General features: G+C 64.9%; 10 protein-coding genes. All 10 read left to right on the forward strand.

The features are described from left to right. Positions 1–303: hypothetical protein (locus tag GY769_12480; protein ID MCP4202737.1), on the forward strand; the 303-nt coding region annotated here is incomplete at its 5' end. Between the two features lie 119 nt (positions 304–422). Next, complete coding sequence (locus GY769_12485; protein ID MCP4202738.1) at positions 423–2,186, forward strand: CRTAC1 family protein; 1,764 nt, start codon at positions 423–425, stop codon at positions 2,184–2,186. Then, positions 2,186–4,090, forward strand: coding sequence for a tetratricopeptide repeat protein (locus GY769_12490; protein MCP4202739.1), 1,905 nt, complete (start codon positions 2,186–2,188; stop codon positions 4,088–4,090). The genes GY769_12485 and GY769_12490 overlap by 1 nt, the downstream gene beginning before the upstream one ends. A gap of 151 nt (positions 4,091–4,241) precedes the next feature. After that, on the forward strand, positions 4,242–5,402 hold the full coding sequence (locus tag GY769_12495) for a molybdopterin-dependent oxidoreductase (protein MCP4202740.1): 1,161 nt from the start codon (positions 4,242–4,244) through the stop codon (positions 5,400–5,402). Position 5,403: 1 nt separating this feature from the next. Beyond that, positions 5,404–7,188 carry a CRTAC1 family protein gene (locus GY769_12500; GenBank protein ID MCP4202741.1) on the forward strand — a complete coding sequence of 595 codons (1,785 nt, stop codon included), beginning with the start codon at positions 5,404–5,406 and terminating at the stop codon, positions 7,186–7,188. After that, a complete protein-coding gene (locus tag GY769_12505) occupies positions 7,172–9,058 on the forward strand; it encodes a tetratricopeptide repeat protein (protein ID MCP4202742.1) in 1,887 nt (628 codons plus the stop codon). The genes GY769_12500 and GY769_12505 overlap by 17 nt, the downstream gene beginning before the upstream one ends. Continuing rightward, positions 9,055–10,932 carry a CRTAC1 family protein gene (locus tag GY769_12510; GenBank protein MCP4202743.1) on the forward strand — a complete coding sequence of 626 codons (1,878 nt, stop codon included), beginning with the start codon at positions 9,055–9,057 and terminating at the stop codon, positions 10,930–10,932. Before GY769_12505 ends, GY769_12510 begins: the two co-directional genes overlap by 4 nt. Further along, a complete protein-coding gene (locus GY769_12515) occupies positions 10,929–12,956 on the forward strand; it encodes a tetratricopeptide repeat protein (protein ID MCP4202744.1) in 2,028 nt (675 codons plus the stop codon). The genes GY769_12510 and GY769_12515 overlap by 4 nt, the downstream gene beginning before the upstream one ends. After that, the gene (locus GY769_12520) at positions 12,953–14,665 is read left to right on the forward strand and encodes a CRTAC1 family protein (GenBank protein ID MCP4202745.1); all 1,713 of its coding nucleotides are present in this window, start codon (positions 12,953–12,955) and stop codon (positions 14,663–14,665) included. Before GY769_12515 ends, GY769_12520 begins: the two co-directional genes overlap by 4 nt. A 49-nt stretch (positions 14,666–14,714) precedes the next feature. Further along, a partial coding sequence (locus GY769_12525) for a tetratricopeptide repeat protein (protein MCP4202746.1) occupies positions 14,715–16,494 on the forward strand: 1,780 nt, incomplete at its 3' end.

The raw sequence follows: 16,494 nt of genomic DNA on the forward strand, positions 1-16,494 counted from the left end.
ATCCGGTTCAACGGCGAGACCTTCAATTTCGGCTCTTCGCTGACCTTCGACCTCTCGGTCAACTATCAGTTGCCGGTCGTCAAGGACGTCAAGGTCTGGATCAAGGCTGACATGATCAACATCTTCGATGATGACAGCCAGGTCTCCGGCGAGGATGACGTTGTCGGCGACTTCAGCGGCCCGCTCAATGCGCTCGGCCTGCCGACGACCTGGGTACCGCGAAGCGACACCCAGGACGGCGAGGCCGCCGGGGACTTCGTGCTGCCTCGGGAGTACAGGTTCTCCATCGGGTTCCGCTTCTAAGCCCATCGCTTAGAGAGTCCCAAGGGGCGGCTTCGGCCGCCCTTTTTTTTGTCCGGCTCTCAGCGCCCACCTGGTCGGATAGTGTGGGGCGCCGGATTCCGGCTCCGGCTGATTCATAAATGTCTCAATCCGTGCAAGCGCGCTCGACTGTAGTGATCCTGGCGATGGTCCTGTGCTCCTGCGGGCCGACGGCGCAATCGCAGGTCGAGTCCGCGACGGCCACCGGTGCGGAGACATCGGCACCCGAAGAGAGCGGTATCTTTGCCGACGTCACCGTCGAGGCCGGCCTCGACTTCCGCCACTTCAACGGTATGACCGGAGAGCTTTACTTCGCCGAGATGAACGGTGCCGGTGCCGGTCTCTTCGACTTCGACAACGACGGCGATCTCGATGCCTATCTGGTTCAGGGAGCGCACTTGGGCGACTCCGACGACGATTCCGGGGAGTCGCTGACGGATCGCCTGTTTCGCAACGAGCTCGACCCGGGCGCTCCCGCCGGTACCGTCCCCGGTTTCACCGACGTCACCGAAGTCAGCGGCCTTTCAGCGGAGCGCTACGGGATGGGTGTGACGGCCGGGGACTTCGACAATGACGGTTGGACCGATCTCTACGTAACGAATCTCGGCGCCAACCAGCTGCTGCGCAACAACCGGGACGGAACTCTCTCGGATGTCACAGCCAGGGCGGGAGTCGGCGACGAGGCCTGGAGTGTCTCGGCGACCTTTGTCGACTTCGACCGTGACGGCAGGCTGGATCTTTATGTGACCAACTATGTCGACTTCAGTCTCGCCAACCATCGAGTGTGTCCGGCTCCCGGCGGGTCGCCGGACTACTGCGGTCCGCTGGCTTTTGCTTTCGTGAGCGACCGGCTCTATCGCAACCTCGGTGACGGTACCTTCAAGGACGTTTCGGCAAGCGGCGGACTGAGGGCGGTGAGCGCCGCCGGCATGGGAGCGGTCAGCGGCGACTTCGACGGCGACGGCTGGCCCGACTTCTACGTGGCCAACGATCAGATGGAGAACCACCTGTGGCTGAATCAGGGTGACGGTACCTTCGAGAACCAGGCTCTGTTGACCGCGACGGCGTTCAACGAGAGTGGCGCCCCCGAAGCCAGCATGGGAGTCACCGCCGGCGACTACGACAACGACGGTGACGAAGATCTGTTCTTGACTCATTTGCGCAGAGAGACCAACACGCTCTATCGAAACGACGGCTCGGGCCTGTTCGTCGATGCCACGCGGGCGAGCGGCTTGGGTTCGCCGAGTTGGAGGCACACCAGTTTCGGTACGGCGTGGCTGGATTTCGACAACGACGGCTGGCTCGACCTGCTGACCGTAAGTGGTGCGGTCCGGATCCTCGAAGATCTGGCGCGGCTCGACGACCCGCATCCGCTGCATCAGCCCAACCAGTTGTTTCACGGCATTCAAGGTGGCCGGTTCGAAGAGGTCAGCGATCGCGCCGGCCCCGCCTTCTGCCTCTCGGAGGTCACTCGAGGGGCGGCCTTTGGCGACGTCGACAACGACGGCGATACGGATGTCCTGATCACCAACAACGAAGGGCCGGCCCGGCTGCTTCTCAACGCGGTTGGCCAGAATCGGCACTGGCTCGGTCTGCGGCTGTTGGGAAAGGAGGCCGCTCGGGACATGCTCGGTGCTTGGGTCTGTATCGAGAGGACCGATGGCGGGGAGCTCTGCCGCCGTGCACGCGCTGGCGGCAGCTACGCGTCGAGCAGTGATCCGCGAGTTCTCTTCGGACTGGGCGACTCGCCGGCCGTGGAACGGGCCAAAGTGGTGTGGCCGAGCGGCCGGAGTGAGATCTTTTCGATCGAAGGCGTCGATCGCTACCTGACCCTTCGCGAAGGCACCGGTCAAGGGGGTCCGTGATGAGCTCCGGCCGAGCTCGAAACGCCCGCGCTCTGGTCGTGATTGCCTGTGCGCTCGCTGCCGTCGCCGGGAGCGGCGCAAACGCTCGCGAATCGCTGGAGCCGGTCGCCATGCCACGGATCGAGACCATGGAGCCGGCCGTGCGCGAGCAACTCCTCGAGGCAAGATCCGAGCTGGATCGGCTCTTGGGGGACCCCGCCGCTTCCGAGGCCGCTCTGGCGCCGAGCTTCGGCCGTCTGGGGCAGCTCTACCACGCCTACGATCTGTTCACCTCGGCCGGCGCCTGCTATCGCAACGCGGCGGCGCTGGATCCGAGCGACTTCCGCTGGCCCTACTACCTGGGAGTTCTGTTCGAGCTCGACGGCCGCGGCGAGGAAGCGCTGGACGCGTTCACAACGGCCTCGAAGCTGCGGCCCAATCACCTGCCGATCATGCTCCATCTGGCCGATTTGCACCTGAACGCTGAACGCAGCCAGGAGGCCGAGACGCTCTATGAGCGAGTTCTGGCCTCGAACCCCGGGTCGGCGGCGGCGCAGGTCGGTTTGGGGAGAATCTCGGCGGCCCGGGGCGACCACGCGGATGCAATTAGGCGTTTCGAGCAAGCCCTCGAGCTGCAGCCCGAAGCCAACCGGACACACTACCTCCTGGGCCAGGAGTATCGCCGGCTCGGAGACATGGAGCAAGCTTCGGTGCACCTGGGGCAAACCGGTTCGGTGGGAGTGAGCTTCTTCGAGCCTCTTCTGGTCGAGGTGCAGCGCCTGGCCGTGGGGGCCGGGGCCGCGCTCGGAAGAGGCGGCGACGCCCAGATGCTGGGTTTGTACGACGTCGCCCTGCGCGAGTACCGGCGCGCGGTGGCCGAGGCTCCCGCGAACGCCGACGCTCGATTCGCTCTCGGCTCGCTTCTGGTCGCGATCGGTTCGTTCGACGAGGCGGTCAAGGAGCTGAGTGAAGCCGTTCGCCTCGATCCCGAGCACCCGCAGCCGCGCTTCCTGCTCGGCCACGTTCTGTTCCAGCAAGGTCGTTTGGCAGAAGCGGAGCCGGAGCTCAGGAGGGTCCTGGAGCTTGACCCTGGGCTCAGAGAGGCTCAGATGACGCTGGCCGCGCTGCTGGCGTCGACCCGCCGATTCCAGGAGTCGGTGTCGCTGTATCGCGCGGTCGTCGAGGTGGACGAGACAGATCATGATGCCCGACTCAATCTGGGCAAGGCGCTGGTCATGATGGCGAAGGAGGACGCCGGCCTGGCCGAGTTCGATGCGGTCCTGGCCGAGGCGACCCAAGCCACAACCCTGGCCCTGGCTCACTACAACCGCGCGGTGGTCGAGGCCGGGCGCGGGGCGCGGCAAAGCGTGATCTCGAGGTTGGAGACCGCTCTCGAGCTCGATCCGGAGCTTGCCGACGCGCGTCTGCTTCAGGCGCGATTGCTTACCGGCGTGGGCAGTCTTGCCGCCGCGGCCGATCAGTACGACCGGATTCTCGAGATCGATCCCGGGAACTCGAACGCACGGCTCGCCGGCGCGGGCGTTCTCGCGGCCGCCGGCCGAACGGCGGAGGCTAGAAGTCGCCTGGAAGAAGGATTGGCTGCCGATCCCGGAGATCGGACGATGGCACTGGTGCTGGCGCGGCTCCTGGCTTGCGGAGCGGACGAGAGCGCCCGAGACGGTGCCACCGCCCTGGCCCTGGCGGAGGAGCTTTTCAGCCTCGAGCGCAGCCCACAGAATGCCGAAGCTATGGGAATGGCGCTGGCGCAGGTGAAAAGGTTCGAAGAGGCGGTGCAGCTTCAGGAGGGGCTCGCGGCCGAAGCGCGGCGCCGGGGACAGACGGCCTGGGCGGAGCATCTGGATCGGAACCTCGAGCGCTACCGGCGGCGTGAGACGTGCCGTATCGAGGCAAGTCCGAATCGCTAGGCTCCTCGCCGTTTTGAAACCGGCTTGCTCAGTCGTGGCGTACGGTCGCACCGGGCAGCGCGGTGAGCAGCCGATTTGAGGCGCGTCCGATGGAGTGGTTTTTGCAGCTCTCGGGTAGACTTCGAGGTCGGCAAGCCCGGCCTTCCCACCGATGACAACATCTCGCCGAGACATTCTGCATTGGGGTCTGCGCGCAAGTGCCCTTTTGGCCCTTTTTGGGGGGCAGGGCGGAGCATCTTTCGCTCAGAGAAGGCCGTCTTCTCCTCGCCTCAGGGGCTATGAGCTGCTCGATATCCTGCCGTTCTTCGGCGACGGCAGGAATTTCGTGGGGGCGCGAGCGGGCGAGGGAGCGGACGTGCGGCTGGCCATTGATACTTCGACCCTCACGACCAAGAAGCTCATCACACCCAACCAGGAGTTCTTCATCCGGACCGGCTATCCGAAGCAGTTGGAGAGTCGCAAGGACTGGCAGGTTACTGTCGAGGGGCTGGTCGCCGAGCCGCGGGTCTTTCCTCTGTCGGAGCTGGTCTCGATGGCCGAGCCCCTCGGCGTGCATCTGGCGGAGTGTGCGGGCTCGACCCGGAATAGTCACTTCGGCTTGATGAGTGCCGCCGACTGGAAGGGCGTCCCGGTTTCAAGAGTACTCGACGAGGTCGCCTCGAAGCCCGAGGCCACACGAGTCCTGGTCTCAGGTGTGGATCCCGGCAGCGGGCCGGACCCCGAGGCCGCGTGGATCTTTACTTTCGAGGATCTCGCCAGGGCCGGTGCCGCGTTCGCTTTCGAGATGAACGGCGCGCCGTTGGGTAAGGACTACGGTGCTCCGATGCGCCTCATTGTCCCGGGCTGGTATGCCTGCGCCTGGATCAAGTGGGTGGACAAGATCGTTCTCCTCGATGACAGCTGTGCGGCGACGGCGCAGATGATGGAGTACTCGACTCGAACCCAGCAGGTGGGTGTGCCGAGGCTGGCGCGGGACTTCCGCCCGGCGATCATCGAGCAGTGCGCGATGCCGGTGCGGGTCGAAAAATGGAGCCACGAAGGGGACATCTTCTACCGCGTCGTCGGCATCTTATGGGGTGGCGACCGCTTGATCCGATCTCTCGAGATCGGTTTCGATCCGGAACCGGGCCTCCATCCGGTGGAGCACCTGAAGCATGAGACCAACGATACCTGGACGCTCTGGTCCCACACCTGGAAGCCGGTGAAGCCCGGGCCGTACCGGATTCGGCTGGTTATCGACGAGCCGGGCGTTAGTTCCTGGCGCATGGGAGTCGGCTTCTACGACCGCAGTGTTCAGATCGACGAGGTTTGAGGTGCGGCCGGGCTGGCGTTCGGGAGTCTGGATTCTGGTAGCGGCTTCGCTGTCGTTGCTGGCGGGCTGTGATCGGCCTGAGCCCGAGGCAGGGGCCTCCGCCGAGGTTGACGCCGATGGCGCGACCGCGCCTCCGATTTTCGTCGATGCGAGCCGGGAAGCGGGACTTGATTTCACGTACTTCAACGGCATGTCGGGGGAGTACTACTTCGTCGAAATGACGGGTAGTGGCGCGGCGCTCTTCGACTACGACAACGACGATGACCTGGATCTGTTCGTGGTCCAGGGACACATGCTCGGCGCCGACAAGACCCTGGGCGACGCGGTCTTCGCGCCGCAGCATCCGTTGCCGCTGAAGGATCGTCTCTACCGCAACGACCTTCGGACCAGCCCGGAGGGCGATTCGGCGGTGCGCCTGGTCGACGTTACCGAGACGAGCGGGATCGACTCCTTGGGTTACGGCATGGGCGTCGCGGTCGGGGACTACGACAACGATGGCTGGGTCGACCTGTATGTGACCAACTTCGGCTCCAACCAGCTGTTTCGCAACCGCGGTGATGGAACCTTCGAGGACGTGACCGAACAGGCAGGAGCCGGAGACCCGCGCTGGAGCGTATCGGCGGCGTTTGTCGACTACGATCGCGACGGCTGGCTCGATCTCTACGTCGGCAACTATGTAGAGTTCACCGTGGCTTCGCACAAGCGCTGCAGAGCGGCGACGGGGGCACCGGACTACTGCGGGCCGCATTCCTACGACCCGGTGCTCGACCGGTTGCTGCGCAATCGCGGAGATGGCTCGTTCGAGGATGTGACCGTCAGCGCCGGTCTGGACGCGACGTCGGGCGCCGGTTTGGGCGTGGTTCCGGCGGACTTCAATCAGGATGGCTGGCTGGATCTCTATGTTGCCAACGACGGTACGGCCAACTCCCTCTGGGTGAACCAGGGCGATGGCACGTTCACTGATGAGGCTCAGTTGACCGGCAGCGCGTTCAACATGGAGGGGAATCCAGAGGCGGGAATGGGTGTCGACGCCGGTGACTTCGACAACGACGGAGATGAGGACCTCTTCGTCGCCCATCTGACCAGCGAGACGAGTACTCTGTACAAGAACATCGGCGGTGGGTTGTTTCGCGACGATACGGTCTCGAGCGGTCTCGGAGCGGCGACCTGGAACGCCACCGGTTTCGCTACGGGTTTTCTCGACTACGACAATGACTCCTGGCTCGATATCCTGGCCTTCAACGGCGCCGTGAAGTCGATAGAGGCTCTGGCTCGCAAGGGAGACCCTTATCCGTTGCATCAGCCCAATCAGGTCTTTCACGGACTCGGCGACGGCCGCTTCGAGGAGGTGACCGCCCAGGCCGGATCCGCGTTCGAGGTGTCCGAGGTCAGCCGCGGCGCGGCCTTTGGCGACGTCGACAATGACGGCGACACCGATGTCGTGGTAACCAACAACGCGGGGCCCGCTCGGCTGCTCTTGAATCAGGTCGGATCCAGGAACAGTTGGCTGGGCCTGAAACTGCTGGCTGGGTCTCCGGCACGCGATCAGCTGGGCGCCGGCGCGAAGGTGGTGCGATCGGGCGGAGCTTCGCTCTGGCGGCGTATCGGAACCGGAGGAGGCTATGCCTCGGCCGGCGACCCTCGTGCCCTGGTTGGTCTGGGAGACTCGAGCTCGATCGAGCGGGTGGAGATCACTTGGCCCGATGGTGTTCGCGAGTCCTTTCGGGGCCTGGTCATAAACAGCTACAACACATTGGTCGAGGGTGAGGGTGAGCCGCTTTCCTGATCTGGTGGCGCTGGCGGCCGTGGCGGCGCTTCTCGCGTCTCTCCCAGGGTGCGGCAAGCCGCGGTGGGCGGTCGATCTCGAGCCGGTCCCGCAACCCGAGCTGAGCGCGTTCGAGCCAGCAGTGAGGGAACAGATCGAACGAGCGGTCGAGCGCGTCGAGCAAGCCGGCGAAGCCGGGGACCGGGTCGAGGCCGCCGAGGCCTATGGTGGGTTGGGCGCGATTCTACAGACCTACGACCTCTACGAGGCCGCCACGGTCTCGCTGGAGAATGCCTTGCGGCTCCAGCCCGACAACTTGCGCTGGAGCTATTACCTGGCGATTGTCGAGCAAGCCGCGGGCAACCTGACCGGGGCGACGGAGCATCTGCAGCGCGCCGTCGAGTTGGCTCCCGACTATCTGCCGGCGCGGGTGCGATTGGGTGAGCTCTTGATCAGCAGCCAGCAGCCGGACAAGGCGCGCGCCGAGCTCGAGCGAGCACTCGAGTTGGACCGCGACTGCGCCTTGGCGTATTACTTCCTGGGTAGGGCGGCTCTGGCGATGAATGAGAGTCGGGCGGCGATCGAGCATTTCGAGCGTTCTCTCGAGCTTCAGCCCCAAGCCACGGCAGTCCATCATCTGCTTGCGCAAGCCTATCGGGAGCAGGGCGATCTCGAGCAGGCAGAGCTGCATCTCGGGCGGCGTGGCGATGCGGTCGTCAAGATCAGCGATCGCCTGTTCATCGAGCTCGGCGAGCTGGATCTCGGCGCAGCGGCCCGGATTCGCCGCGGAGCCGAGGCGCAGGTGGCAGGCGACTTCGACACCGCCCTCGAGGAGTATCGGCAGGCCGTCGCCGCCGATCCCGAGAATCCCGAAGCCCGGCAGAGCCTCGGAGGGGTGTTGGCCCGAAAGGGAGAGGCCCGCGCCGCCGCCGAGCAGTACCGCGTCGCCCGGCGGATCCTCGGCGACGATCCGCTGGTGCTCTCGAATCTCGGCGCCGTGTTGATGGCCGAAGGCGAGCTCGAGGAGGCGCTGCAATTGCTCGAGCGGTCACTCGACCTGGATCCGACGCTCCAGAACGCTCGTCTGGCGCTCGGCGCGTTGCTTACCGAACAGGGCAGGCCCTCGGAGGCTCTGATCCACTACCGAGCGCTGCTCGAACGGGACCGAAGCAACGTCGACGGTCTGCTGGGGCAAGCCCAAGCGCTTGCGGCGATGGGAGATGGTGCCGCGGCCGTGACCGCTCTCGAAACCGCTCTCCAGAGCACGGCGCCACCGACAACCCAGGCTCGGATCCACGCAGAGCTGGGTTCTATTCTGGCTCGCAGGCGGGACGCCGAAGGGGCTTTGGCTCATCTGGGCGCGGCCATCGAGCTCGATCCGCGGCTGGGCTCCGCGCGCTTCGCCCGGGCCAACCTGCTCGGCGGCCTGGGCCGATTTCGCGAGGCGGCCTTGGAGTACCAGGAGGTGATCCGCCTCGCGCCGGCCTCGGTGCCGGCTCGCCTCGGTGGCACCACTGCCTGGGCGATGGCGGGTGAATTCACCAAGGCCCGCATCTGTCTGGAAGAGGGCCTCGAGCAGGCCCCGGCCCCGGAGCTCGAGCACGCGCTGGCGCGGCTGCTGGTATCCGCGCCCGATGCGAAGGTCCGGGATCCCGGTCGCGGGCTCGAGTTGGCCCAGAGCGCTCATCGACGCGTGGCGACGATGGAGACGGCCGAGACTCTGGCGCTGGCCCTTGCGGCGGTGGGTCGCTGCGCCGAAGGAGTAGAGCAGGAGCGGCGGCTCTTCGAACAGGCCGAAAGGACGGGCAACCGCGGCGTCGCCGGCCGGGTGGGCGCGCGGCTGAACCACTATCAACAGACCGGAAGTTGCCTGCCGGCATGGCCCTCATGAACCTGAGACCTGTCCGTGGTGGCAACCCGTCGCGCTTGGGACCGGCCGTCGTAGCCGGGATTGTGGCTCTGTGCGGTGCTTGCTCCGGTGATTCGGACGACGCGGGTAGGGCCGGTGGTGCCGTCGTCGGCGAGGTCGGCGGGAGCCTGGAAGCGGTGTCTGAAGGTCCGATCTTTGCCGAGAGAGCGGCTGCCGTTGGACTCGAGTTCACGCATTTCAATGGCATGTCCGGCGAGTACTACTACAGCGAGCACATGGGTGGCGGGAGCGGACTCTTCGACTATGACCTGGACGGGGATCTCGATCTGTACGTCACGCAAGGGCACCTTCTGGGACCTGGTAAGTCTGCCTCGGATGCCGTCTTTCCGATGCCGGAAGAACCGATCATCGATCGCCTCTACCGCAACGATCTCGTGAGTCCCGAAGGCTCCGGCGAGCTGCGTTTCACGGACGTGACCGAGGAAAGTGGAATCGTGGCCGGCGGCTACGGCATGGGCGTGGCTGTCGGGGACATCGACAACGATGGCTGGCCCGACCTGTATGTGACTAACTGGGGTTCGCCCAACCAGCTCTGGCGCAACAACGGCGATTCGACTTTCTCGGAAGTCACGAAAAGGGCGGGCGTCGGGGAGACCCGCTGGTCGATTGCCGCGGCGTTCCTGGACTACGACCGTGATGGCTGGCTCGATCTTTTTATCAGCAATTACCTCGACTACACGATCTCGATTCACAAGGAGTGCGTCGACGATATCGGCCTGCGTGACTACTGCGGCCCGGTCTCCTACGATCCGGTGACCGACGTTCTGATGCGCAATCGTGGTGACGGGACCTTCGAAGACGCGACGGCCGCCCTTGTAGGCGCCGGCGCGGGGAGCGGCTTCGGCATTGTCACCGGCGACTTTGACGGCAACGGCTGGCTCGATATCTACGTCACCAACGACGAGTTGGCGAATCACCTCTGGCTTAACCAGGGCGACGGGACATTTCGCAATGAAGCGCTGATGGCGGGTGCGGCGGTGAACGCTCAGGGCCAGGCCGAGGCGAGCATGGGCGTCGACGCCGGCGACTTCGATCGTGACGGCGACGAAGACCTGATCATGGTCCACATCAACCAGGAGACCAACACGATCTATGAGAACCTCGGTGGGGGCGCCTTCGAGGACAGGTCTTTCGCCACCAAGATCGGCGCCGCGAGTTGGGAGTACACGGGCTTCGGAACCGGTTTTCTGGACTACGACCACGACGGCTGGTTAGATCTGTTCGTGGCGAACGGAGCCGTTCAGGCGATTCGGGACCTGCTCGCAGCCGGAGATCCTTACGCTCTTCGCCAGAAGAACCAGCTTTTTCACAATCGCAGCGGGGTAGCGTTTGCGGAAGTCTCGGACCAGGCGGGTGAGGCCTTCGCGTTGTCTGAGGTCAGCCGCGGTGCTGCCTTTGGCGACATCGACAACGATGGCGACGTCGACATCGTGGTCCACAACAACTCCGGACCGCTGCGCCTGTTGATCAACGAGGTCGGACATCGGAGACCATGGCTGGGCCTCAGGCTCGTCGGCGAGACGGTTTCGAGAGACATGCTGGGAGCCTGGGTGGAGGCCGTTCTGGCCGACGGGACAATCCTGGGGCGCCGGGTGAGAACCGAGGGGAGCTACGCTTCCGCCCACGATCCCCGGGTGGTTTTCGGGCTCGGCGACATGGCGGACATCGAGAAGCTCCGGGTGACCTGGCCGGATGGGGCGGTGGAGAGCTTCGCGCCTGCTGCTCGAGGCTCATACACGACGCTCCGGCAGGGTTCGGTGACACCCGCCGGGACATCTGCCGGGATATCTGCCGGGACATCTGCCGGAACATCTGATAGCGGAGGCCGACGTTGAGGGCCGCGGCTCTGGCAATCCTGATTGCCCTGCTGGGCTGCTCCGAGCCCCTGCCCGAGGGTAAGACTCCCGAAACCGAGCCGCCGGAGCAGACCCAGAGGCCGGAGCCGGCGGCTGCGGCCCTCGAGGCCATACCCAGGCCCGACCTCGCGGCGTTCGCCGAACCGGTTCAGCGCCAGGTGGCCGAGGAGTTGGAGGAGCTGGATCGGCTGCTGGCGGATCCGTCTGCCGAGACCGGAGAACTGCTCGAGCGCTTCGGACGGATCGGGCGGATTTATCATGCCTATGGGCTTCTGAAACCGGCCGAGGCCGCCTACCGCAACGCCGAGCGGCTCGGGCCGGAAGATCACCGCTGGCCCTATTTGCAGGGCGTCGTCGCGCTCACCCGTGGCGATTCCGAGGGCGCGGCGACAAGTTTCTCCGCCGCCCGCGATTTGGCGCCGGAGGATCTGCCCTCGGTTTTGAGGCTCGCGGAGTTGAAGCTTCAGGAAAACCGAATGGACGAGGCTACCGTCTTGTTCGAGAGTGCGCTAACGCTCGAGCCGGAGTCGGCGACGGCGCTCCTGGGCTTGGCCCGGGTGGCATCGGCCGAAGGCGATCACCGGACGGCAATCGAAGGTTTTCACAAGGTTCTGAAGCTCGAGCCCGAGGCCAGGAGCGTGCACTATCTTCTGGGGCTGGCCTATCAGCGATCCGGAGACGAAGAGGCGGCCGCCCGGCACATCGCGCAGCGGGGTGTGCGCGGGGTGACCTTTGCCGACCCACTGGTGGACGGTTTCCCGGATCTCACCTCGGGCATCGGCGTCCACTTCGATCGGGGAGTGCGCGCCCTGGGCGAGGGCCGCTACCAGGAGTCGATCGACGAATACCGGGCGGCTCTCGAGATCGAGCCCGAGAACCTGACGGCACTGAGGGGGCTGGGGCTGGCTCTGGCGGCCGACGAGCGGCATCAGGAGGCTGCCGGCTACTTTCGAGAAATGCTCCGAATCGAGCCGGGACACAGGCTGGCGCGCATGGAACTCGGGGCGACCTTGCTCGAGTCCGGTGATCTCGACGGAGCCGTCGCCAGCCTCGAGGAGGCCGTGCGGATCGACCCGGACTTCAGGCAGGCGCAGTTCAATCTGGCCGTTGCCCATGCCAGGGCGGGCCGGTTGGAGCCGGCGGTCGCGAGATTCCGGGAGGTCTTGCGGATCGATCCCCGCGATCGGGGGGGCCTGTACGAACTCGGCGTTGTTCTGGATCGACTTGGCAGAACGGAGGACGCCGCGGCACACCTCCAGCGCGCGGTGGACCTCTATCCGTCAATGGGTGTCGCCCGACAACGTCTCGGTGACGTTCTAGGGCGTTTGGGAGACGATGACGGGGCGCTCGAGCAGTATCAAGCGGTTCTGGCCTTGAATGCCCCAGATCCGGAGAAGGCGTTTTCGCACTATCAGATCGGTCGCATCTTAGCCGCGCGCCAAGCCGACGCCGAGGCGATCGTCGAGTTCCGAGAGGCCCTTCGCCTCTTGCCGGAATTGCTGGAGGCCCGTTTGTCTATTGGCGAGGCGCTAGCCCGTCAAGCGAGGTTTGCCGAGGCGGCGCTCGAGTTCGAGTCGATCGTCCAGGTCAATCGCGACAACATTCACGCTCGCCGACGCTGGGCCGAGGCTCTCATTCTCGACGGTCAGCACGCCGCGGCGCGAAGGGCGCTCGAGGACGGCTTGGCGGCGATGCCCCAGAGCGGCGAGTTGGCTCATGATCTTGCCCGGTTCCTGGCGACGGCGCCAGCGGCCAACCTCCGGGACGGTGATCGAGCCCTAGCCCTTGCCGAAGGAGCGTACAAAGCCGAGCAGAACCTGACACACGCTGAGACCATCGCGATGGCCCTTGCCGAGGGCGAGCGATTCGAGGAAGCAGCGAAGTGGCAAAGTCACCTCATCACGCAGGCCGAGGCGGCAAGCTTGAGCGAAGACCTCCCTCGACTGCGTGCGAATCTGGACCGCTATCGGAGTCGGCAGCCGGTACGACGCGGCGGCGGATGAAACATCGAACCCAGTCAATTGGTCTCGGGCTGGCCCTGGCGTTGCTGGTCTTCGCGCCTAGGCCCTCGATGGCTGCAGAGGCTGCCTTTACCGAGGTCGCGTCCGAGGTGGGGCTCGATTTCCGCCATTTCAACGATGCAACGGGGGAGTATCACTACCCCGAGATCATGGCCTCCGGGGGTGGATTGCTCGACTACGACAACGATGGCGACTTGGACGTCTATCTGCCGCAGGGAACCGCTCTGAGTGCCGGGCCCTCCGCGCGCCTTGAGGCCGACCCTCGAGCGTTTGTCGATCGCCTCTATCGCAACGACCTCGAGATCCTCGCGAACGGGACCCGCGAAGTGACGTTTGTTGATATGACGAACGAGAGCGGCATACGGGCGGATGGCTATGGCATGGGCGTTGCCACCGGCGACTACAACAACGACGGCTGGCTCGACATCTACGTGACCAACTACGGCGCCAATCAGATGTGGCGGAACAACGGCGACGGAACCTTCGCCGATGTCACTGTCGAGACCGGAACCGACGACCAGCGATGGAGCATCTCCGCGGTCTTCGTCGACTACGATCGCGACGGTTGGCTGGACCTCTACGTGACCAACTACGTTGACTGGGCCATCGCGAGCCACAAACCGTGCCGCTCGTATACCGGCGCTCTCGACTATTGCGGCCCCCTGGCCTACAACCCGGAGCCGGATCGTCTGTTCCACAACCGGGGTGATGGGAGTTTCGAGGTGGTCTCCGCGGCCAGTGGCATAGGCGTAGTCGCGGGACGTGGCATGGGCGTCGTTCCCACCGACGTCAATCAAGATGGTTGGCTCGACTTCTATGTCGCCAATGACGGGATGGCGAACTGGATGTGGGTGAACAACCGTGACGGAACCTTCTCGAATCAGGCTCTTATCGGCGGTACGGCGTTCAACGGCGAAGGCCGTCCCGAAGCGGGCATGGGGGTTGCCGCCGGCGATTTCGACGGCGACGGCGACGAGGATCTCATCGTTTCTCACCTGAGCCGCGAGACCAACACGCTTTTCGAGCATGTCTCGGACGGCTTTTTCGAGGATTCCTCGCTGATCACCGGGCTGGGGCTTCCGAGTTGGGAGTTCACCGGCTTTGGTATCGCCTGGATCGACTACAACAATGATGGCTGGCTCGACCTCGCAGTGGTCAACGGCGCCGTCAAGCGGCTCGAGGCGTTGGCACGAAAGGCCGACGACTACCCCTTTCACCAGCCGAATCAGCTCTTTCGGAACCTGGGGAAGGGTCGCTTCGCCGACGCGACCGCGGCCCTCGGGACGGCCGCTGACCAGTCCGAGGTGAGCCGAGGTCTGGCAGTTGGAGACGTTGATAACGACGGCGATCCCGATTTTCTGATCACCAACGACAATGGGCCGGTGAGGCTCTTGCGAAACGACCTCGGCGATCGAAACAACTGGCTAGGGGCACGGCTGTTGGGAAAAACAGGGCCTCGCGGCATGCTGGGGACCTGGACCGAGCTTGAAACCTCGCAAGGGCAAAGCCTGGGGAGACAGGTCCGCACCGGCGGTAGTTATGGCTCGGCCAGCGACGAGCGACTTCTTTTCGGCCTGGGACAAGGTACCGCCACCCTGTTGCGTGCGGCATGGCCATCGGGTCGGGAGTCGAAATGGGCTCTGGATCTCGGCAGCCGATACCTGACGTTTTTCGAGCCCGAAGCCCGATGAGGTGGAAAGACTGAGTAGCAGGCAGAAGCGACCCACCATCAGATGTCTTGTGGCATCTTTCGCATGGCTGCTCCTGGTTGCTGCGGGGCCGCGCGAGGAGACTTCGGTTCCGTACCCCGAATTGGGGAGCGCCGAACCTCTCGTGCGCGAGGCTTTGTTGTCTGCTCGTGACCGGCACGACGCGCTAGTTGCCGGTGGCACGGCTGATGCTGCCGCTTTGGCGGAGAGCTACGGAACGCTCGGTGAGCTCTATCACGCCTATGATCTCGTTGAGGCGGCCGAGGCTGCCTATGCCGGGGCCTTGAGGCTCGTTCCGAGAGAGCACAGCTGGCTTTACTTGTTGGGATTCCTCCAGCAGACCGAGGGCCGGCGCGAGGAGTCGGTCGAGACGCTCCGGAAAGCCTTGACAGTAGAGGCCGAGGACATCCCGACGCTCTTGCGTTTGGCGGACCAAGAGTTGGAGCTCGGGCAGGTTGACTCTGCCGAGCGATCCTATCGACGGGTGCTGGAGCTTCAGCCGAGCGCCGCGGCCGCGCTGCAGGGCTTGGGCCGGGTCGAAACTGTCCGCGGTCGTCACGAAGCGTCCGTCGCGGCCTACGAACAGGCGCTGGCGGTGGCACCCTACGCCAGCCGCCTCCACTTCCTGGCGGCGATGGCCTATCGTCGAACCGGCGATCTCGAGCGGGCGCAGTACCATTTCGGACTCCAGGGTCCGGTGGAGGTCGGTTTCGATGACCCCCTGGCGGTCAGAATGCAGGCCCGGGCAACCGGCTCGGCGGCAACCCGGCTCCGCGGTTTCATGGCCCAGTCGGCGGGCTCGCCGGAGCAGGCTATTACGGCCTATCGGAGGGCCGTGGCTGCGGATCCGAACAGCTCCGAAGCCCGTCGCGCGTTGGCTGGGGCCCTGCGGCAGACGGGCGATCTGGCAGCAGCGATCGAGCAGTACCGGGACCTGCTTCGTATCGACAGCAACCCTGCCGCGGCTCATTTCGCCCTTGGCGGTGTGCTGCAAGAGAGCGGCGCGCCAGATGAAGCCTTGACCCATTTCAAGGCGGCGGTCGAGATCGAGCCCGAGTACCGTATGTTTCGCTTTCGGTTGGCGGGAGCCTTGGCCGAGGCCGGGGATGTGATCGGCGCCGAGACGCAGTTCCGGCGCTTGATAGAGCTCGACGGCCGCGATGTCTCCGCACGTCTTCGTCTCGGTGAGCTGCTTGCCGAAACGGGCAGGGACTCCGAGGCTCTAGAGCATTTCAGAACGGTGATCGGCTCCGATGCCAGTCGATCCCTGCATGCGGTCGCCTACGACGGCCAGGGCAGAGTCCTGGCTCGCAACGAGGCGATTCCTGCCGCCATCGAGTCTTTTGAAAAGGCTCTCGAGATCGACTCTGGTCTTGTCACCACGCGCTTCGCACTCGGCAATCTCCGAGGACGGATGGGCGATTTCTCCGCCGCGGCGGCTGAACATCGGACCGTGGTGGAGCTGGTTCCGCAGCATACGCCGGCTCGTCTGGGGGAGGCGACCGCGCTGCTTTTGGCCGGGCGTGAGGAGGAGGCCCTGAGGCGCCTGGAGGACGGCCAAAGGGCAATGCCCGGCAATCCAGAGATTGTAAATGCGCTGGCCAGGTTGTTGGCATCAAGCTCGGAGCCGAGACTGCGCGACGGAGTGCGCTCGCTCCGGATTGCTCTAGAGCTTTACACCAAGTCGGGTGCGCTCGAGCACGGCGAGACCGTGGCCATGGCGCTGGCCGAGCTGGAGCGCTTCGAGGAGGCTATCGATTGGCAGATCAATCTCCTGGCCGAAGCCGAAAGACAGCAGGATTCTGCGTTGA

It is taken from the genome of bacterium (assembly GCA_024224155.1).
Classification (GTDB): domain Bacteria; phylum Acidobacteriota; class Thermoanaerobaculia; order Multivoradales; family JAHEKO01; genus CALZIK01.